Annotated in this window: 12 protein-coding genes and 1 riboswitch; of the genes, 9 read left to right on the forward strand and 3 right to left on the reverse strand. The window is 62.7% G+C overall.

The window, feature by feature from the left end; translation table 11 throughout:
* Positions 1–6 precede the first annotated feature (6 nt).
* From lpdA to cobM, 6 genes are all read left to right on the forward strand, one after another.
* Positions 7–1371 (forward strand): dihydrolipoyl dehydrogenase, encoded by a 1365-nt coding sequence (gene lpdA, locus G7016_RS20740; RefSeq protein WP_181117600.1) that lies wholly within the window; start codon positions 7–9, stop codon positions 1369–1371.
* A 159-nt stretch (positions 1372–1530) separates the two neighbouring features.
* A complete protein-coding gene (locus G7016_RS20745; RefSeq protein ID WP_181117601.1) occupies positions 1531–1806 on the forward strand; it encodes a DUF2790 domain-containing protein in 276 nt (91 codons plus the stop codon).
* A gap of 106 nt (positions 1807–1912) precedes the next feature.
* A riboswitch (cobalamin riboswitch) is annotated at positions 1913–2113 on the forward strand.
* Positions 2114–2191: 78 nt separating this feature from the next.
* A complete protein-coding gene (locus G7016_RS20750) occupies positions 2192–2380 on the forward strand; it encodes a CbtB domain-containing protein (protein WP_181117602.1) in 189 nt (62 codons plus the stop codon).
* Positions 2381–2390: 10 nt separating this feature from the next.
* A complete protein-coding gene (locus G7016_RS20755) occupies positions 2391–3083 on the forward strand; it encodes a CbtA family protein (protein WP_181117603.1) in 693 nt (230 codons plus the stop codon).
* A 5-nt stretch (positions 3084–3088) separates the two neighbouring features.
* Positions 3089–3490 (forward strand): cobalamin biosynthesis protein, encoded by a 402-nt coding sequence (locus G7016_RS20760; RefSeq protein ID WP_308812199.1) that lies wholly within the window; start codon positions 3089–3091, stop codon positions 3488–3490.
* A 37-nt stretch (positions 3491–3527) separates the two neighbouring features.
* Positions 3528–4277, forward strand: coding sequence for a precorrin-4 C(11)-methyltransferase (cobM, locus tag G7016_RS20765; RefSeq protein ID WP_181117604.1), 750 nt, complete (start codon positions 3528–3530; stop codon positions 4275–4277).
* A 70-nt stretch (positions 4278–4347) separates the two neighbouring features.
* On the opposite strand, the gene nfuA is transcribed toward cobM, so the two are convergent.
* The gene (gene nfuA / locus G7016_RS20770) at positions 4348–4932 is read right to left on the reverse strand and encodes a Fe-S biogenesis protein NfuA (protein WP_181117605.1); all 585 of its coding nucleotides are present in this window, start codon (positions 4930–4932) and stop codon (positions 4348–4350) included.
* Positions 4933–4989: 57 nt separating this feature from the next.
* Positions 4990–6024, reverse strand: a complete 1035-nt coding sequence (locus tag G7016_RS20775) for an acyltransferase family protein (RefSeq protein WP_181117606.1) — start codon at positions 6022–6024, stop codon at positions 4990–4992.
* A 217-nt stretch (positions 6025–6241) separates the two neighbouring features.
* On the opposite strand from G7016_RS20775, the gene metH reads away from it, so the two are divergent.
* The 3 genes from metH to G7016_RS20790 all read left to right on the forward strand — a co-directional run bounded on the left by metH (position 6242) and on the right by G7016_RS20790 (position 12448).
* Positions 6242–9928, forward strand: coding sequence for a methionine synthase (gene metH / locus G7016_RS20780; protein WP_181117607.1), 3687 nt, complete (start codon positions 6242–6244; stop codon positions 9926–9928).
* Positions 9929–10305: 377 nt separating this feature from the next.
* Entirely contained in the window at positions 10306–11964 is a 1659-nt protein-coding gene (locus tag G7016_RS20785; RefSeq protein ID WP_181117608.1) for a nitrite/sulfite reductase, read from the forward strand.
* Entirely contained in the window at positions 11948–12448 is a 501-nt protein-coding gene (locus G7016_RS20790; protein WP_181117609.1) for a DUF934 domain-containing protein, read from the forward strand. Before G7016_RS20785 ends, G7016_RS20790 begins: the two co-directional genes overlap by 17 nt.
* Before the next feature lie 22 nt (positions 12449–12470).
* On the opposite strand, the gene G7016_RS20795 is transcribed toward G7016_RS20790, so the two are convergent.
* On the reverse strand, positions 12471–17573 hold the full coding sequence (locus G7016_RS20795) for a dermonecrotic toxin domain-containing protein (RefSeq protein WP_181117610.1): 5103 nt from the start codon (positions 17571–17573) through the stop codon (positions 12471–12473).
* Positions 17574–17597: the final 24 nt, after the last annotated feature.

A 17597-nucleotide genomic window follows, 5' to 3' on the forward strand; every position in this document is an offset into this window, starting at 1 on the left:
CCGACCATGCACACGCTGGAAACAAAACTGTTGGTCCTGGGCGGCGGCCCGGGCGGTTACGTCACGGCCATTCGCGCCGGGCAATTGGGCATACCCACCGTATTGGTGGAGGCTCAAGCATTGGGCGGCACTTGCTTGAACGTAGGGTGCATCCCTTCCAAGGCGTTGATACATGTAGCCGAACATTTTCATCAGGTGAGCGAGCCCACGCCGTTCGGCGTCAGCGCTTCAAACCCGCAGCTGGACCTTGCCAGCGCCGTCGGTTGGAAGAACACCATGGTCGACCGGCTAACCAGCGGCGTAGGTGCATTGCTGAAGAAGCACAACGTTACGGTGGTCCACGGCCATGGCACGCTGGTGGACGGCAAAACGGTGCAGGTAGGCGACACCCGTATCCACTGCAAGCACCTGGTGCTGGCCACCGGCTCGCGCAGCATTACGCTTGCGAGCCTGCCGCTGGGCGGTGCGGTCATCGACTCCACTGCAGCGCTGTCCCCTTCCAGCCTGCCCCGCCATCTGGCGGTGATTGGCGGCGGCTATATCGGCCTGGAACTGGGCATCGCTTACCGCAAGCTGGGCGCGCAGGTCACGGTGATCGAAGCGCAGCCCAGGTTGTTGCCTGCCTACGACACCGAACTGAGCCAACCGGTAGTCCAGCGGATGAAGCAACTGGGCATCGCCACCCTCGAGGGCCATGCGGTAGAGGCTTACGATGCTGATGCCGAACGTTTGAGCGTACGCGGGCCTGACGGCGAGCCGCTAGCGCTGGAGGCCGACCGGGTGCTGGTGGCGGTGGGGCGCGCACCTCGCACCGAAGGCTACGGGCTGGAGGCGCTTGATCTGGCCATGGCTGGGCGGGCTATCAAGGTAGATACCTGTTGCCGCACCAGCATGACCGATGTGTGGGCCATCGGCGATGTGACCGGCGAACCCATGCTGGCTCATCGGGCGATGGCGCAAGGCGAGATGGTGGCCGAGCTCATTGCGGGGCACCGCCGAGAGTTCACGCCCCGGGCGATCCCGGCGGTGTGCTACACCGACCCGGAAATCGTGGTCGCGGGGCTTACGCCAGAGCAGGCCGGCAGCCAGGCGCTGGTTGCCAGCTTCCCCTTTGCCGCCAACGGCCGCGCAATGACGCTGGGCGCGACTACCGGCTTCGTGCGGGTGGTGGCGCGCGAGGACGACCATTTGATCCTCGGTTGGCAAGCCGTGGGCCCAGGTGTCTCCGAGCTTGCGGCTGCCTTCAGCCAGTCGCTGGAACTGGGCGCGCGGCTTGAAGACATCGCCGGTACCATCCACGCCCACCCCACCCTGGGCGAAGCGGTTCAGGAAGCCGCAATGCGTGCCCTTGGGCATGCGCTGCATATCTGAAATGGCTGTCAGGCGCCAGAACCCGCTGCATAGAGCGGCTGGCGCCATTATCAAAAACGGTGATTGTTGCCAGCACAGTGTTCAATTTCTCGAACGGCGCGTGAGGCGGTTAACTAACCCCAACGAAAAGCCACTTCATCACCTAACGAGGACACGAACATGAAAACCGCATTCGCCATCGCCGCCCTGACCGCTGTATTCGCCACTGGCGCCTTTGCACAGGATGGTGCCGACCGCGCCGTTACCGCTAACTTGCCGGTTGAAACCTACCACTACGGCATGCAGCTGGATGTCCAGAAAATCATCTCCAAGACCGACGTCAGCAACAAAAGCGGGGTGGTACCGGTGACCATGGTTTACCAGGACAGCAAAGGCGAGCTGCACAAGGTGCAATACCTGCAGCAAGGCGGCTACGACGACCGCGCCAACGGTTGATCACCGCGTTGCACCCAAAGCCCCGGCCCTCCCGGGGCTTTTGCTTTTGCGCGCAGGGTGCCGACCCAGGCACCTTCAATTTGACGTTCCTACCCCGGCATGCTTTCCTTACGCCTTTCGTTCGGGTGCCCTTCGCAGGGTGAAACGGGAAACCGGTGCGCCGCAAGGCCAGTCCGGTGCTGCCCCCGCAACGGTAAGCGAGTGCGTTTCCAATCCACTGTGCGCAGGCATGGGAAGGGGGAACGAACCGGTCGGCCTCTGCCCGCCCCTCGCAAGCCCGGAGACCGGCCTGATCGACATCATTGACACCTGCGGTGGGCGGGCTGTCCGATCTCCGCCATGCGGAGGCTCGGCGCCTGCCCGTCACTCACCTGAGGGAAGCGCCATGTCCGCCCATACTGCCAGCCACGTTATCACCCGTCCCGCCTCTACCCTTGCGCAACGCGTAACGGCGGCGTGCTTCGCTACCCTGCTCGGCGCCGGGCTGGTGTATTTCGCCGGTTTCTCACACATCGCCGCCGTTCACAATGCCGCCCATGACACCCGCCACAGCGCGGCTTTCCCTTGCCACTGAGGGCATGTTCATGATGACGCGTATTCTGCGCACCGCTGGCTTCGCCGGCCTGTTCGCGGCCCTGCTGCTCACCTTCATGCAAAGCCTGTGGCTCAGCCCGTTGATCCTTCAGGCCGAAACCTACGAGACCGCGGCACCGGCTACCCATGACCACGGGGGCCCCAGTGCCGGCACTCATGAGCACGAGCACGAAGCCGCGGCGTGGGAACCCGAGGACGGTTGGCAGCGCCTGTTGTCCACCACGGGCGGCAACCTGGTGGTCGCGGTGGGCTTTGCCCTGATGCTGGCCGGCCTGTACACCCTGCGTGCACCCGGGCGTACGGCAGAAGGGCTGCTGTGGGGCCTGGCCGGTTATGCCGTGTTCACGCTTGCACCCACCCTGGGGCTGCCGCCAGAGTTACCAGGTACCGCGGCGGCAGACCTGACTTCGCGTCAGCTGTGGTGGATCGGTACGGCGGCGTCGACTGCCGTCGCGTTGGCATTGATGGTGTTTTCCCCGAACTGGCTGCTGAAAATCGCGGGTGCGGTATTGCTGGTAATCCCGCACATCATCGGCGCCCCCCAGCCGCCTACCCATGAAAGCCTGGCCCCTGAAGCACTTGAACATCAGTTCCGCTGGGCTGCTCAAGCCATCAACGTGGTGTTCTGGCTGGCGCTTGGCCTGGCCAGTGCCTGGCTGTTCCGTCGCGCCCCGCAGGCCTGACTCCGGTGAGCGCGCGCGCCTGGCTGATTGCCGGTTTCGGTTGCCGTCAGGGCTGCCCCGCGTCGGAACTGCAAGGGCTGCTCGATCAGGCATTGGCGCTAGCCGGTGCCCGCGTTACTGAGCTGTGCGGCATCGCGACGTTCGAGCGCCGCCTCAACGAACCCGGGCTGCTGTCCTTGGCCGAGCGATTGACGCTGCCCCTTGGCGGTTACTCCGCCGCCGCCCTGGCGCCATTCGAACCGTTCTTGAGCCACCGCTCGGAGGTGAGCTGGCGCCATACCGGCTGCCATGGCGTAGCGGAAAGCGCCGCGCTCGCCCACTGCCAAGCGCTTAGTACGCTGCAGCCTCGCCTGCTGGTCACCCGCCAGTGTTCTGCGCAGGCCACCGTGGCATTGGCTTCAACTTGAAGAACGCTCAACCATTCCCGGGATAAGGGCTTGTGCAATGACCGTCTATTTTATTGGCGCCGGCCCCGGCGACCCGGACCTGATCACGGTCAAGGGCCAGCGGTTGATCCGTACCTGCCCGGTGATCATCTATGCCGGCTCGCTGGTACCCGAAGCACTGCTCGCTCACCACGCTGCGGAACGGGTGGTGAACAGTGCCGAGCTGCACCTGGAGGCCATCATCGAAGAGATAGCGGCCGCCCACGCCAAGGGCCAGGATGTGGCAAGGGTGCATTCCGGTGACCCAAGCCTGTATGGCGCGATCGGCGAACAGATCCGTTGCCTGCGAGCGCGGGGCATCCCTTACGAGATCGTGCCCGGCGTAACGGCCGTGGCGGCCTGCGCTGCGCTGCTGGGCGCGGAGCTTACCCTGCCCGGTATTTCGCAGACTGTGATCCTTACCCGCTATGGCACCCGCTCGCCAATGCCAGCCGGCGAAGCGCTGCAGGACCTGGCCCGGCATCGCGCGACCATGGCCATCCATCTCGGGGTAAGCCATCTTCCGGCTATTGTGGAGGAGCTGTGGCCCCACTATGGAGGGGACTGCCCTATCGCTGTGATCCACAAAGCCAGCTGGCCGGATGAGGATTACGTGACGGGCACGCTGGGCGATATCGTCGCCAAGGCACAAGCCAAGGCGTTCAAGCGCACAGCGCTGATTCTGGTTGGCCGTGTGCTGGGCAGCGAAGTGTTCGAGGATTCCGCCCTCTACCGCGCCGGGCGAGCGCACCTGTACAGAGCGGAATAAGACGCTGGCGCCCCGCGGTAGGTGCTCGCGCCAGCCTGCGAAGGACGTCTCGCCCTGCCCACAAACTTACTCAGTAGTAAGCATTCTCGCGGTTGGTATGGTCGGTCACGTCCCGTACACCCTTGAGCTGAGGGATGCGCTCGAGCAGCGTGCGCTCGATGCCTTCCTTCAGGGTAACGTCCGCCTGGCCACAGCCCTGGCAACCACCGCCGAACTGAAGCACCGCCACGCCATCTTCCACCACTTCGATCAGCGTGACCTGACCGCCGTGGCTGGCAAGCCCGGGGTTGATTTCGGTTTGCAGGTAGTAGTTGATGCGCTCGTTGATCGGGCTGTCCTCATTGACCATCGGCACCTTGGCGTTGGGGGCCTTGATGGTCAGCTGGCCGCCCATGCGGTCGGTGGCGTAGTCCACCACGGCGGCGTCGAGGAAGGGCTCGCTCACGGCGTCGATCCAGGCCGTGAAGCTTTTCAGACCCAGCGGGGTATCGTCGGGCTTTTCCTCACCGGGCTTGCAGTAGGCGATGCAGGTTTCCGCGTACTGGGTGCCGGGCTGGGTGATGAAGACACGGATGCCGATGCCCGGGGTGTTCTGCTTGTTCAGCAGGTCGCCCAGGTAATCCTGGGCGGCGTCGGTAATGGTTATGGCGCTCATGTAGGTTCCTCACAGACTTGCGCGCAGTTTACGGCAAAGCGGGCCGTGGATAAAGTCCTAGTAATTTTGTCGGGAAAGCGTCGGGGCCGACGTGTCGCGTGGCCCGGCGATCCAGGCTTTCATGCGATGGTACAAGCGCTTTTCAAGCCACTGGTAACTGAGCCATGAGATAGCGAGGATCATCGGGATACAGAACGCGATAAACACCAGATAGGGGTTCACACCCAGGCGCTCGTAGATGAACCAGCCGGCGTACAGCACCAGCAGGTGCACCAGGTAAACCGAGTACGAGCAGTCGCCCAGTGTCTTGAGCACCTTGCTATGAGAGAACCGGGGTTCCAGCGCCAGGCACGCCGCCACGATACCTGCGCTCGGCAAGCCCCAGTTCAGTAGCCGGTTGGTAGGTTCAAGCTGATAGATCATCGTACAGCTGGCCGCGATGATCCCGAGCGGCAGCCATAAGCCCTTGCCAATCCAACCCCGGCGCCAGGCGATGCCCAGGGCGATACCCAGCAGGAATTCGTACACGATGTTGTTGGCATAGAAGCGCCCGGACCACCCCAACCGGCTGAAGGCCTCGCTACCCACCACCAGGGCGACTGCCACGAATACAGCGCGCCAGGCGCGAGGGGCGAGGAATGCCAACGAGAACACCAGGTAGAAGAACATTTCGTAATTCAGCGTCCAGCCCACGTTCAAGGTTGGATACAGGCCATAGCCCCCGGGATTCTCAGCGGGTATGAACAGCAGCGAAAGGATAAATGTGGGCCAGTTCACGGCCCCGTGCGGCATGTAGTGGCCGGCCAGGTACAGCAGTAGCCCCATGGCGACGGTATAGAACCAGTACGCGGGAATGATGCGGATGGCGCGGTTGAGCAGAAATTCTCGCGCCTGCATCGGCTTGTCGTAAGTAGAGAGGTAGATCACCAGCCCGCTGATGACGAAGAAGATATCCACCCCGACCGACCCTTTTGCAGAAAACAGGTGCCCTACCGGGCCCGCGGCTTGAAAATTGAAGAAGATCTGCATGAAGTGATGACATACCACCATCCATGCCGCGATCGCGCGTAGTGCCTGTATCGAAATCAACATCAGGGTTACCTTTGCCTTCGAATCACTCCCGCGCCTTGAGGCGCGACTTCATAGTTGGGACTGACACAAGGCTGAAAAGGTCGGAAGTTTCATCTTTCGCTCAGATATTCGGCATGTGTGAACATGAGCAGGATTCATGCAAAGCGCAAGCATGATGTAAAGCCTCTCAGGTTTGCTATCATCGCTGGCTTTACCGCCCGTACCAGAGCCCTTCTCCATGACTGACCGCCAAGCTCGCCTGACCGCCCTCAACGACGCGCTGAAATCCCGCATCCTGATCCTCGATGGCGGCATGGGGACGATGATCCAGAGCTACAAGCTCGAGGAAAGCGATTACCGTGGGGAGCGGTTCGCGGACTGGCCCAGCGACGTCAAGGGCAACAACGACCTGCTATTGCTCTCGCGCCCGGACGTGATCGCAGAGATCGAAGCGGCCTACCTCGATGCCGGCGCGGACATCCTGGAAACCAACACCTTCAACGCCACGCGCGTCTCCCAGGCCGATTACGGCATGGAGACCCTGGTGTATGAATTGAACGTGGAAGGCGCCCGTGTCGCACGGCGCGTCGCGGATGCCAAAACCCTGCAAACGCCCGACAAGCCGCGCTTCGTTGCTGGCGTACTGGGCCCTACCAGCCGTACTTGCTCGCTGTCCCCGGACGTGAACAACCCTGGCTACCGCAACGTTACCTTCGACGGACTGGTGGAAAACTACACCGAGGCCACGCGCGGGCTGATCGAGGGCGGCGCGGACCTGATCCTGATCGAAACTATCTTCGACACGCTGAACGCCAAGGCGGCAATCTTCGCAGTGCAAGTCGTATTCGATGAGCTCGGCTTCGAGTTGCCGATCATGCTGTCGGGGACCATCACCGACGCTTCCGGCCGCACGCTCTCGGGGCAAACCACCGAGGCGTTCTGGAACTCTGTGCGACATGCCAACCCCATCTCCGTGGGCCTGAACTGCGCACTGGGCGCTCGCGAGCTGCGCCCGTATCTGGAAGAACTGTCCAACAAGGCCGATACGCACGTATCCGCGCACCCCAACGCCGGCCTGCCCAACGCCTTCGGTGAATACGACGAAACCCCGGAGCAAATGGCCGAAACGGTCGAGGAATTTGCCCGCAGCGGCTTCCTCAATATCGTCGGCGGCTGCTGCGGCACCACCCCTGCCCATATCGCCGCCATTGCCAAGGCCGTGGCCGCGCACCCACCACGGGCCATTCCGGACATTCCACGAGCCTGCAGGCTGTCGGGCCTGGAGCCGTTCACCATCGATCGGCAGTCACTGTTCGTGAACGTGGGCGAGCGTACCAACATCACCGGCTCGGCACGTTTCGCCCGCCTGATCCGCGAGGAGAACTACACCGAAGCGCTGGAAGTGGCCCTGCAACAGGTGGAAGCCGGCGCCCAGGTGATCGACATCAACATGGATGAGGGCATGCTGGACTCCCAGAAAGCCATGGTGACGTTCCTCAACCTGATCGCAGGCGAGCCGGACATCTCCCGGGTGCCAATCATGATCGACTCCTCCAAATGGGACGTGATCGAAGCAGGCCTCAAGTGCATCCAGGGCAAGGGGATCGTCAACTCCATCAGCATGAAGGAAGGCGTGGATGCCTTCATCCACCATGCGCGCCTGTGCAAGCGCTACGGCGCGGCGGTCGTGGTAATGGCGTTTGATGAAGACGGCCAGGCGGATACCGAGAAGCGCAAGGTGGAAATCTGCACGCGTTCCTATGACATCCTGGTGAACCAGGTAGGCTTCCCGCCGGAAGACATTATTTTTGACCCGAACATATTCGCGGTCGCCACGGGCATCGAAGAACACAACAACTATGCCGTGGACTTCATCAACGCCTGCGGCTGGATACGCGACAACCTGCCGTACGCGCTCACTTCCGGCGGCGTGTCGAACGTATCTTTCTCGTTCCGTGGCAATAACCCGGTGCGCGAAGCCATCCACTCGGTGTTCCTGCTGCATGCGATCCGCAATGGCCTGACCATGGGTATCGTCAACGCAGGCCAGTTGGAAATCTACGACGAAATCCCCGCTGCCCTGCGCGACCGGGTGGAAGACGTGGTGCTCAACCGCAGCAGCGAAGCCACCGAGGCCTTGCTGGCCGTTGCCGATCAGTACCGCGGAGATGGCAGCACCAAGGAAGCGGAAACCGAAGAGTGGCGTGGCTGGGACGTGAACAAGCGGCTCGAACATGCCCTGGTCAAAGGCATCACCACCTACATCGTGGAAGACACCGAGCTGTCTCGTCAGGGCTTCGCCCGGCCTATCGAGGTGATCGAAGGGCCCTTGATGAACGGCATGAACGTGGTGGGTGACCTGTTCGGCGCGGGCAAGATGTTCCTGCCGCAGGTGGTGAAGTCTGCCCGGGTAATGAAGCAGGCGGTGGCACACCTCATTCCGTTCATCGAAGCCGAGAAGGGCGACAAGCCCGAAGCCAAGGGTAAAATCCTCATGGCCACGGTGAAGGGCGACGTCCACGACATCGGCAAGAACATCGTAGGCGTGGTGTTGGGCTGCAACGGCTACGACATCGTCGACCTGGGGGTGATGGTGCCGGCGGAGAAAATCCTGCAAGTGGCCCGCGAGGAAAAGTGCGACATCATCGGGCTGTCGGGCCTGATCACCCCGTCCCTGGACGAGATGGTCCATGTTGCCCGGGAGATGCAGCGCCAGGATTTCCACCTGCCCCTGATGATCGGCGGCGCCACCACCTCCAAGGCGCACACGGCGGTGAAGATCGAACCCCGCTACAGCAACGATGCCGTGGTGTACGTCACCGACGCCTCGCGGGCGGTGGGCGTGGCTACCCAGCTGCTGTCCAAGGAGCTCAAGCCTGGCTTTGTGGAGCGCACTCGCAAGGATTATGTCGAAGTACGCGAACGCACCGCCGCGCGAGGCAACCGCACCGAGCGTCTGAGTTATGCCCAGGCCGTGGCCGCCAAGCCGAAATGGGACTACCAGCCGGTGAAGCCGACCTTTACCGGGGCGCGGGTGCTGGACGACATCGACTTGGACGTGCTGGCCGAATTCATCGACTGGACGCCGTTCTTCATTTCATGGGACCTGGCGGGCAAGTACCCGCGCATTCTCACTGACGAAGTAGTGGGTGAAGCGGCAACGGCGCTGTTTGCCGACGCCCAGGCCATGCTGCGCAAGCTTATCGACGAAAAGTTGATCAAGGCCCGCGCCGTGTTCGGCTTCTGGCCCGCCAACCAGGTGGCTGATGACGATATCGAGGTGTACGGCGATGACGGCCAGCCGCTCGCCATGCTGCATCATCTGCGCCAGCAGACCATCAAGCCTGACGGCAAGCCGAACTTCAGCCTGGCCGATTTCGTGGCGCCGAAGGCCAGCGGCGTCACCGACTATATGGGCGGGTTCATTACCACGGCAGGCATCGGCGCCGAGGAAGTGGCCAAGGCTTATCAGGACGCTGGCGACGACTACAACTCGATCATGGTCAAGGCCCTGGCCGACCGCCTTGCCGAGGCCTGCGCCGAATGGTTGCACCAGCAGGTGCGCAAGGAGTATTGGGGCTATGCCCACGACGAAGCACTGGACAACGATGCGTTGATCCGCGAGCAATACCGCGGCATCCGCCCTGCCCCGGGCTACCCGGCCTGCCCGGACCACACCGAAAAAGGAACGCTGTTCGAATTGCTCGACCCACAGGGTAACAGCGGCGTGACGCTCACCGAGCACTTCGCCATGTTCCCCACGGCAGCCGTGAGCGGCTGGTACTTCGCGCATCCACAGGCGCAATATTTTGCCGTGGGCAAGGTGGACCGTGACCAGGTGGAAAGCTACTCGCAGCGCAAACGCCAGTCGCAAGCGGTGAGCGAGCGCTGGCTGTCGCCCAACCTCGGGTATGAGCCAAGCTGAGGCCCGGGTATCAGTGCGCGATCGCCCAGAAGGCGATCGCCGCTATCACCAGGACTACCATGAAGGCAGTCGCCCAAGTATCGATGTTCCGAGGGGTCTTCTTGTGCTTCACGGAAAGAGGGCGCATGAAAAAGGCTACCTTTATTGTTATGGAAGTACGTTCGTCCCAGTGAATTGGACGTAATCCACAGTCAAGCGCACCATGGCCGGTAACGCCAACTCATCCCGTCGGAACTTCAGCAGCGTTCTATATCGGTATTAGCTATTTCCTTATAAAAAAACTTCGCTTTAGTGGATAAGGCAAACCGGGTATCTTCCGTCGGCTCTGAAAAGAGTGCGCAACCGTGAGCGCAGACCAGCCTGAAGACAGGACACCTATGTACGTTTACGACGAGTACGATCAACGGATCATCGAGGACCGCGTAAAGCAGTTCCGTGACCAGACCCGCCGCTACCTCGCCGGCGAACTCAGCGAAGAAGAATTCCGCCCGCTGCGCCTGCAGAATGGCCTGTATATCCAGCGCTTCGCGCCCATGCTGCGCGTGGCGGTGCCCTACGGCCAGCTGACCTCGCGCCAGGCGCGCATGCTGGCGAAGATCGCTCGCGACTACGACAAGGGTTACGCCCACATCAGTACCCGCCAGAACGTGCAGTTCAACTGGCCGGCGCTCGAAGACGTGCCCGAGATTCTCGCCGAGCTGGCTACCGTGCAAATGCACGCCATCCAGACCAGCGGCAACTGCCTTCGCAACGTGACCACCGATCAGTTCGCCGGCGTCGCCGCCGATGAGGTGGTGGACCCGCGCCCATGGTGCGAAATCGTTCGACAGTGGACCACCTTCCACCCGGAGTTTGCGTACCTGCCGCGCAAGTTCAAGATTGCCGTCAACGGCGCCAACAGCGACCGCGCAGCGATCGAAGTGCACGACATCGGCCTGGAGCCCGTGCGCAATGCTGCCGGCGAGCTAGGCTTCCGTGTACTGGTGGGTGGCGGCCTGGGTCGCACCCCGATCGTGGGCGCGTTCATCAATGAATTCCTGCCCTGGCAGGACCTCATCAGCTACCTCGACGCCATCCTGCGGGTGTACAACCGCTACGGCCGCCGGGACAACAAGTACAAGGCCCGGATCAAGATCCTGGTCAAGGCGCTCACTCCGCAAGTGTTCGCGCAGAAAGTAGAAGCCGAAATGGCGCACCTGCGCGGTGGCGAAACCACGCTGACCGAAGCGGAAGTGGCCCGTGTCGCCGGCCACTTCGTGGACCCGGACTACAAAACCCTCGAAGACATCCCGCAGGTACTGGCCCAGCTCGAAGCTGAACATCCAGGCTTCGCTCGCTGGCGTCAACGCAACGTGTTCGCCCACAAGCGCCCCGGGTATGTCGCGGTCACGCTTTCGCTCAAGCCGACCGGTGTGGCCCCTGGCGACCTGACCGACAAGCAGCTCGACGCGATTGCCGACATGGCCGATCGCTACAGCTTTGGCCAGTTGCGTACCTCCCACGAGCAGAACGTGATACTGGCCGACGTGGAGCAGTCCCAACTGCATGCCCTGTGGCTGGAAGCCCGTGAATCGGGCTTCGCGACGCCGAACATCGGATTACTGACGGACATCATCTGCTGCCCTGGCGGCGACTTCTGCTCGCTCGCCAACGCCAAGTCCATCCCGATTGCCGAGTCCATCCAGCGCCGCTTCGACGACCTGGATTACCTGTTCGACATCGGCGAGATCGACCTGAACATCTCCGGCTGCATGAACGCCTGCGGTCACCACCACGTAGGCCATATCGGCATTCTGGGTGTGGACAAGAAAGGCGAAGAGTTCTATCAGGTGTCCTTGGGTGGCAGTGCCAGTCGAGACGCCAGCATCGGCAAGATCCTGGGCCCCTCCTTCGCTCAGGACGACATGGCCGACGTGATCGACAAACTGATCGATGTCTATGTGGAAAAGCGCACCGAAGACGAGCGCTTCATCGATACCTACCAGCGGATCGGCATCGAACCCTTCAAGGAGCGCGTCTATGCAGCGAATCATTAAGAACAACCAGGTCGTCGACGAAACCTGGCACCTGCTGCCCAAGGACGTGACCCTGGACGAACTGAGCAATTGCGACGACTACATTGTGCCGCTGAACCTGTGGCGCGAGCATGCTCATGCGCTCAAGGCACGTGATGGTGGCTTGGGCGTGTGGCTCGATGCGGATGAAGAAGCTGAAGAAATCGGCGAAGACGCAGCCCAGTTCCAGGTGATCGCCTTGAACTTCCCGGCGTTCACTGATGGACGCAGCTACTCCAATGCCCGCCTGTTGCGCGACCGCTACGCGTTCAAGGGGGAGCTTCGGGCCATTGGCGACGTACTGCGAGACCAGCTGTTCTACATGCACCGCTGTGGCTTCGATGCCTTTGCCGTTCGCCCGGACAAAGACCCGTACGAAGCGCTGGAAAGCCTGAAGGACTTTTCAGTGACCTACCAGGCCGCCAGCGACGAACCCCGCCCGCTGTTCCGTCGCCGTCACGGCTAAGGCCAGGAAGGCGGGGCCACCTTCAGCGTGCTGAACCGGAAGGCCCCGGCTGCTCAAGGCTCAGCAACTGGCGAGTCAACGTCAACGCGAGCGCGTCCAATGCTCGCTCGCGTTGCTGGCTGATCCAGTCATAGGCCTGCCGCAGTTGTTGCTCGTTCAAGGTCGGCAACGGTTGGCCGCTTTCCCACTGAAGCTCCGGCATTGCCTGGCGCAGGCCGTCGAGCGCAGCCGGCACGCTGGGTAGCGCTTGAGGGTTTTCGCCAGACGCTGAAAACAGATAGTCGGCCGCGTCCTGCCAGCGTTCGCGCAGCGGCTCGAACGCAGCAACCCTGGCGTTTTCCAGGTACGTTCGGAAACTGGGCTGTTCTGCTACCCACGTTGCAAACGCTTCGTCGGTGTCTTGCTGCAGTACCTCCACCCCAACCCGTTGCACCGTGGCACCGCTTACCCGAGTGGTATAACGCATGCCCCGAGCGGGCGGTAGCCACAGTGGTCCCTCAAGCCTCTCGAGCAGGTAGAACCGCACCTCCACTTCGTCCAGGCCATGTTCGAGCGCATCGTCGGGCAGGTCGTCGAGGGGATCAAGCACCGGCGCTGTGTCAGGGTCATTCAGGCCCGCACTGCGAGCGACACGGGCCCGGGTAATGCGACGTGCCAGGTTGTCCACCAAGGCACGGCGCCATAACCCGCGCTGATACGTCAGCAGATCCAGTAAGGGCGCATCTCCGCCACCTGGCGCGTCCGCCACCCGGCGCCACGCCTCAACCTCGAATTCCATCTCATCCAACGTAAGGGCTACCCCGTCGCCACAGGTGCCTTGGGTGTCCTGGGCCATGGAGAATAGCCGCTCGCGTAATGCCTCCAGTCCGGGCCTGGCGTTCTGCCCTGGGCTAAGCCAGGTTTCCACCAGTTCCCACGCACGACCCAGGGTAGCTGCCGCATTGTTCAGATAATCAGCGGTATCCACCACATGGCTAAGCAGCTGGTAGAACTCAGCGGCCTCAGGCAGCGCGCGCTCAGACCTGATCAGCGCCGCCAGCGCTGGAGGACAATCGGTCAACCACCGCTCGGGATCATGCTGCGCGCCCGCGATGTCCATGTCTGCGTCCTCGAAAAACGGAATGCTGGAGCGGCGCAATTCAGCGCGCCCCTCTTCCGAAAGAGGGTTCCCATCGAGGTTCAAAGACATGCCGTAATACGGCGACTCCACATCGTCAAGGGCTGCCCTGGCCAATCGCACAAAATGGGTATCCGCCAGCACTGGCAGCTCTTCGATGTCATTTTCCGAGAGGTCGACCTCCAACAGGCAAAGCGGGTCTCGGTTCATGAGTGTGACCAGCTCGGGCGGGAACGTGGTGAGGTGCGCCTGGCTCATTTCCAACCATCTCAAGTTGTGCAGGCTAGCCAGCGCGGGAGCACGCCCCAGGGGATTGCCGGCAAGGTTAAGCTCTTCCAGGCGGGTCAACTGGTTGAAACCGGTGACAGTTTCGTCGGTAAGGGTGATGAGGTTATCTTCAAGCCCCAGCGAGGTGAGCTGAGGTAGCCGGCGCAGCAGCTCGAAATCCGACGGGGCCAGGTCGAAGCCGCTACCGGCCACGCCAAGGTAATTAAGTGTTGTGGAGAGTGGCATGATGGTATCTACCACCTGAGCCAGGCTACGTTGCCCGGTGTAGTCCAGCCTCAGGCGGCTCAGGCGATTCAACTGCCCCAGCCTCGAAGGCAACTCGGTCAGCGTATTGAAACTCAGGTCCAGCAAGGAAATCTCAGGGAAGCTCGCCAGGAACCCATCGTTTACGCTGCTAAGGCGCATGTCCGCAAGCGTAAGGCGCTGAACGTGGGGGAGCCGGACATTGAGCGTGGGCAACTCACGCACCTGCAGGCCGCGCAGGTCCAGCCCATAACCCAGCCCGCCTATGGCATAAGCCGACTCGCGTCGTTGCCACACGTCAATGATTCGTCGGCTTACGGTCTCGCGAGCCAGGCGCTCTTGAACAGCGCCTTCGCCAACTACGTCCCTGGCCCGCGCGACCCAGGCCTGGAGGTCAAACCTCAGCCGGGCGAAATCGGCATTCAAAGCCTCCAGGGCTACCGTCGCAGCTTCACCGTGGCCGAGGCTGGCACGCAGTTCGGTTATCTCGGCCTCGCTGACCTCCGGATACAGCGCGCGCAGCGCGATCACGAAGGGGTGCATTCCGCCCCGAGGGGTGCCCAGCAACCGGCCGCGGCCGCTGAGCGCATAGCCCACGGCACCGTTGGCTTGCCGTGTGGGGGGGCGGAAAAAGTGTCGATTATCAGAACGCAACCCCAGTAAAGGGCGCACGGCATCCCGATCGGCCAGCGCCAGGTCCAGCAAGGCCTTGCGCAACCCGGCGGCATCCCGAACCTGCGCAGTGAACGCCTGGCGCAAGTCGTCCGGCACAGTGGCCACCAGGGCATTTTCCAAAGAAGTCGATGGACTCAGCTCAAGCCCTTTGTCGTCGAACGCCTGGTAGCGCTCGCCCTTGCGTACGATGACCCAGCGCGGCAGCTCGGCCCCCCCTGCTTCCTGTAGCAATGCCCCCTGGAAGTGAGCGTTGCGCAACTCCAGTCGCATGGACTGGGCCCAGCCGCCCAGGCGCGGCCAGAGCGCCATTGCCAGCCGCTCCCGATCGGCACTGAAGCTGGCGTGCGCCAGCGCATCCAATGCACTCGTCACCCGCCACTGGCGCAGACTTTCAGCCGCCAGCTCAGCCATCGCCGGCGGGACCCTGCCGGCAGCCAGTGCCAGGTGCTCTCCCCCGGTTTGCCCTCTTAGCAGTGCTTCCATGGCTTGCGTCGTCAGCCCTGGAAACTGCCGTCGCAAGGTTTGGCGTTCAGCGTCGGTAACGGCCGGGTCAGGTACAAGCTCGGCGGCCAGGGATCCCCGCCGGTTCTCCAGCTCGCCGGCCCAACTGTCCGCGAGCACTTGATACGCTGGCTCCGGCGGCACCAGAGACGTCTCGATCCCCAGCAGCGCCCCTGTCGCATCGCTTCCTAGCTGAGCAAACAGGCGACGGGCCCATGTACCGTCCGCGAGCATTTGATCGGTCAATTGCACGGGCGTACCCTCGCTCGGCCCGAACACACGGGTGGCCTCGCCCTCTTGATACGCCAGCCCCCGGTCTGCCGGCCAGCCAGGCAGGTCCCGCAGCGCAGAAACCAGCAATGCCGGAATGGCACCGGGACGTCTTGAGCCCCGTAGCGCGGCAATAGCCATGTCCATTTCACGCTCGGCCAGGCGGTACTGAAGCAAGCGCGCCAGCGGCGCTGGCGTACCGCTGGCATCCAGATGCGCGCGCCTGAGTTGGCCGTCGCTGATACCGGCAAGCCGCTGCGCCTCGATCAATGTACTGTCAGCAAGGGCCTCATAGCTTGGGTTGAACCGTCGAATCAATGTAGTGCTTTCCCATTGCGCGGGGTTCTCGTAGGGTGCCCGCCACGCCCCGGCGCCATCCCCGCGCAAGGGCAGTGTGTAGCCGTGGCCGCGGGGGTGGACCAGCGGGGCGTGCGACGAGCCCGACGCGGCGTCGACTTCATGCAAGCGGCCATCCATTCGGACCCAGGCGCGCCCCGCGTGGCGATAAATACCAGCCGATTCAGGTTGTACGCTGTTGGGGGGCAGCTCTCGCGCAGCGAAGTCGTCAAGGTCGGGCTGCCACAACCGCACTTGACCATCGGCGCCCGTGACTGGCACCAATTCCCCGTCGAATTCGACTGCTGCCGGCGTGGGTTTCGGGCGCTTGCCCATCCCCAGGAACGTCGCGTTCTCGACCGCGCCGAACAGATGATCAAGGGCCGCATGAGCGTCGCCTTCCCGCCACGCCTGTATGCCTTCATAGGCGCTTTGGATGCTTTGGGCGAGCACGATGCCATCCACCACGACATTTATCCCTGGCAGCGCCGATCCCACCATGAGCGTTAAGCTGATCCCCAACTGTTCTCCGATCTGGACCCAGTGGGCATAGCGCTCCGTGGTTTCGCGATGATCCAGCTGGGCCGTGGGTACGGCCACGGCCGCCGCCTCGGCCAGAGTCTGCTGTGCCCAGGTCCGATAGGCTTCGGCAAACGGGTCACCGGCCAACGGCAACGGCGTCCAGGAGAGGTGCCCGGGTAACCAGGCACCTGGCGCCAATGCCCCTTGCACTGTGGCGATAAAGTCCAGGCGGCGGGGCAAAGGCACGAAACGGGAGAAAGCCTTCAAATACTCTTCGTCATTCAGCCTTGCCCGTAGCGCCGCAGCGAAAGCCTGAGCGTGGGCGTACTGGCGTACCGAGCCATCTGGGTCGCCGGGCACGTAGGCGACAACCGGTTGAGTTGTGTTGCCGGCGGCCTGCGCCGTAAATACCATCACCCCGGACAAAGAGAAACCGAGCAATTCAAGCCGATTGGCAAATGCGGGTGTGGTAACCGTGGCCGGCGCTAACCCCCAGTACGCGAGCAAAGAATGGCCCGGCCCACCCAGCGCGCTTTTCAAGGAAGCAACGCAGGCTTGGGTTTCGAACGCCTTGCGTTGGCAATCGAAAACCTGCCAGGGCAATGACCGAGCGCCATCATCGTCTTCGGTTCGAGCAGGCAGTTTGGCTGGGATATGCTGTGCCAGTTCCGACTGGAAGCGCCCACCGATATCCAGGGCGCGGCACCGCTGCGCGAATGCCGCCGGGGTAAGCGGCAATGGGCGGCTGGTATCCGGCTGACCGTCTGCGGTCAGCCCGCCGAACAACCCGGAGCCGGCGCCCCAGGCACCAGGCGCGGTATCCCGGGAATGAAAGTTCATCAGCGCGGCCTCCAGCAATGTGCGGTGGAACGGCGGGCGCTTACTGTTCGGATCTACCCAATACACTACCGCTTGGGTAGGGTCGATGGTTTCACCGGCCACGGACGCCAACTCGGCTCGCAAGTGCTCCAGGGCAAAGGGCTGCAATTGAGGCAACACCGTGCTGGCTTGCTTGAGGCGGTGGCGGGCGGTTTCGGCGGCCAGCGCAAGGGCATGGAGGCCCTGACGCTCTGCCGGGGTGGCCTGACGAAGCCAGGCGGGTACCCGCGCGGTGACAAACCCTTCATGGGCAAGTTGTGTTGGTGTTGCCGAGGAGCTGGATGAGTCAGTCATTGGAGCCTCCTTGATGGAGGCCCG

This window comes from Pseudomonas japonica, from assembly GCF_013522925.1.
Taxonomy (GTDB): Bacteria; Pseudomonadota; Gammaproteobacteria; order Pseudomonadales; family Pseudomonadaceae; genus Aquipseudomonas; species Aquipseudomonas japonica_A.

Excerpts from the sequence above, each read along its gene's own strand:
- G7016_RS20785 (WP_181117608.1), top strand. The coding sequence starts at position 10,306 with ATGTACGTTTACGACGAGTACGATCAACGGATCATCGAGGACCGCGTA.
- G7016_RS20790 (WP_181117609.1), top strand. The coding sequence starts at position 11,948 with ATGCAGCGAATCATTAAGAACAACCAGGTCGTCGACGAAACCTGGCAC.
- G7016_RS20745 (WP_181117601.1), top strand. The coding sequence starts at position 1,531 with ATGAAAACCGCATTCGCCATCGCCGCCCTGACCGCTGTATTCGCCACT.
- nfuA (WP_181117605.1), bottom strand. The coding sequence starts at position 4,932 with ATGAGCGCCATAACCATTACCGACGCCGCCCAGGATTACCTGGGCGAC.
- cobM (WP_181117604.1), top strand. The coding sequence starts at position 3,528 with ATGACCGTCTATTTTATTGGCGCCGGCCCCGGCGACCCGGACCTGATC.
- G7016_RS20750 (WP_181117602.1), top strand. The coding sequence starts at position 2,192 with ATGTCCGCCCATACTGCCAGCCACGTTATCACCCGTCCCGCCTCTACC.
- G7016_RS20755 (WP_181117603.1), top strand. The coding sequence starts at position 2,391 with ATGATGACGCGTATTCTGCGCACCGCTGGCTTCGCCGGCCTGTTCGCG.
- lpdA (WP_181117600.1), top strand. The coding sequence starts at position 7 with ATGCACACGCTGGAAACAAAACTGTTGGTCCTGGGCGGCGGCCCGGGC.
- metH (WP_181117607.1), top strand. The coding sequence starts at position 6,242 with ATGACTGACCGCCAAGCTCGCCTGACCGCCCTCAACGACGCGCTGAAA.
- G7016_RS20775 (WP_181117606.1), bottom strand. The coding sequence starts at position 6,024 with ATGTTGATTTCGATACAGGCACTACGCGCGATCGCGGCATGGATGGTG.
- G7016_RS20795 (WP_181117610.1), bottom strand. The coding sequence starts at position 17,573 with ATGACTGACTCATCCAGCTCCTCGGCAACACCAACACAACTTGCCCAT.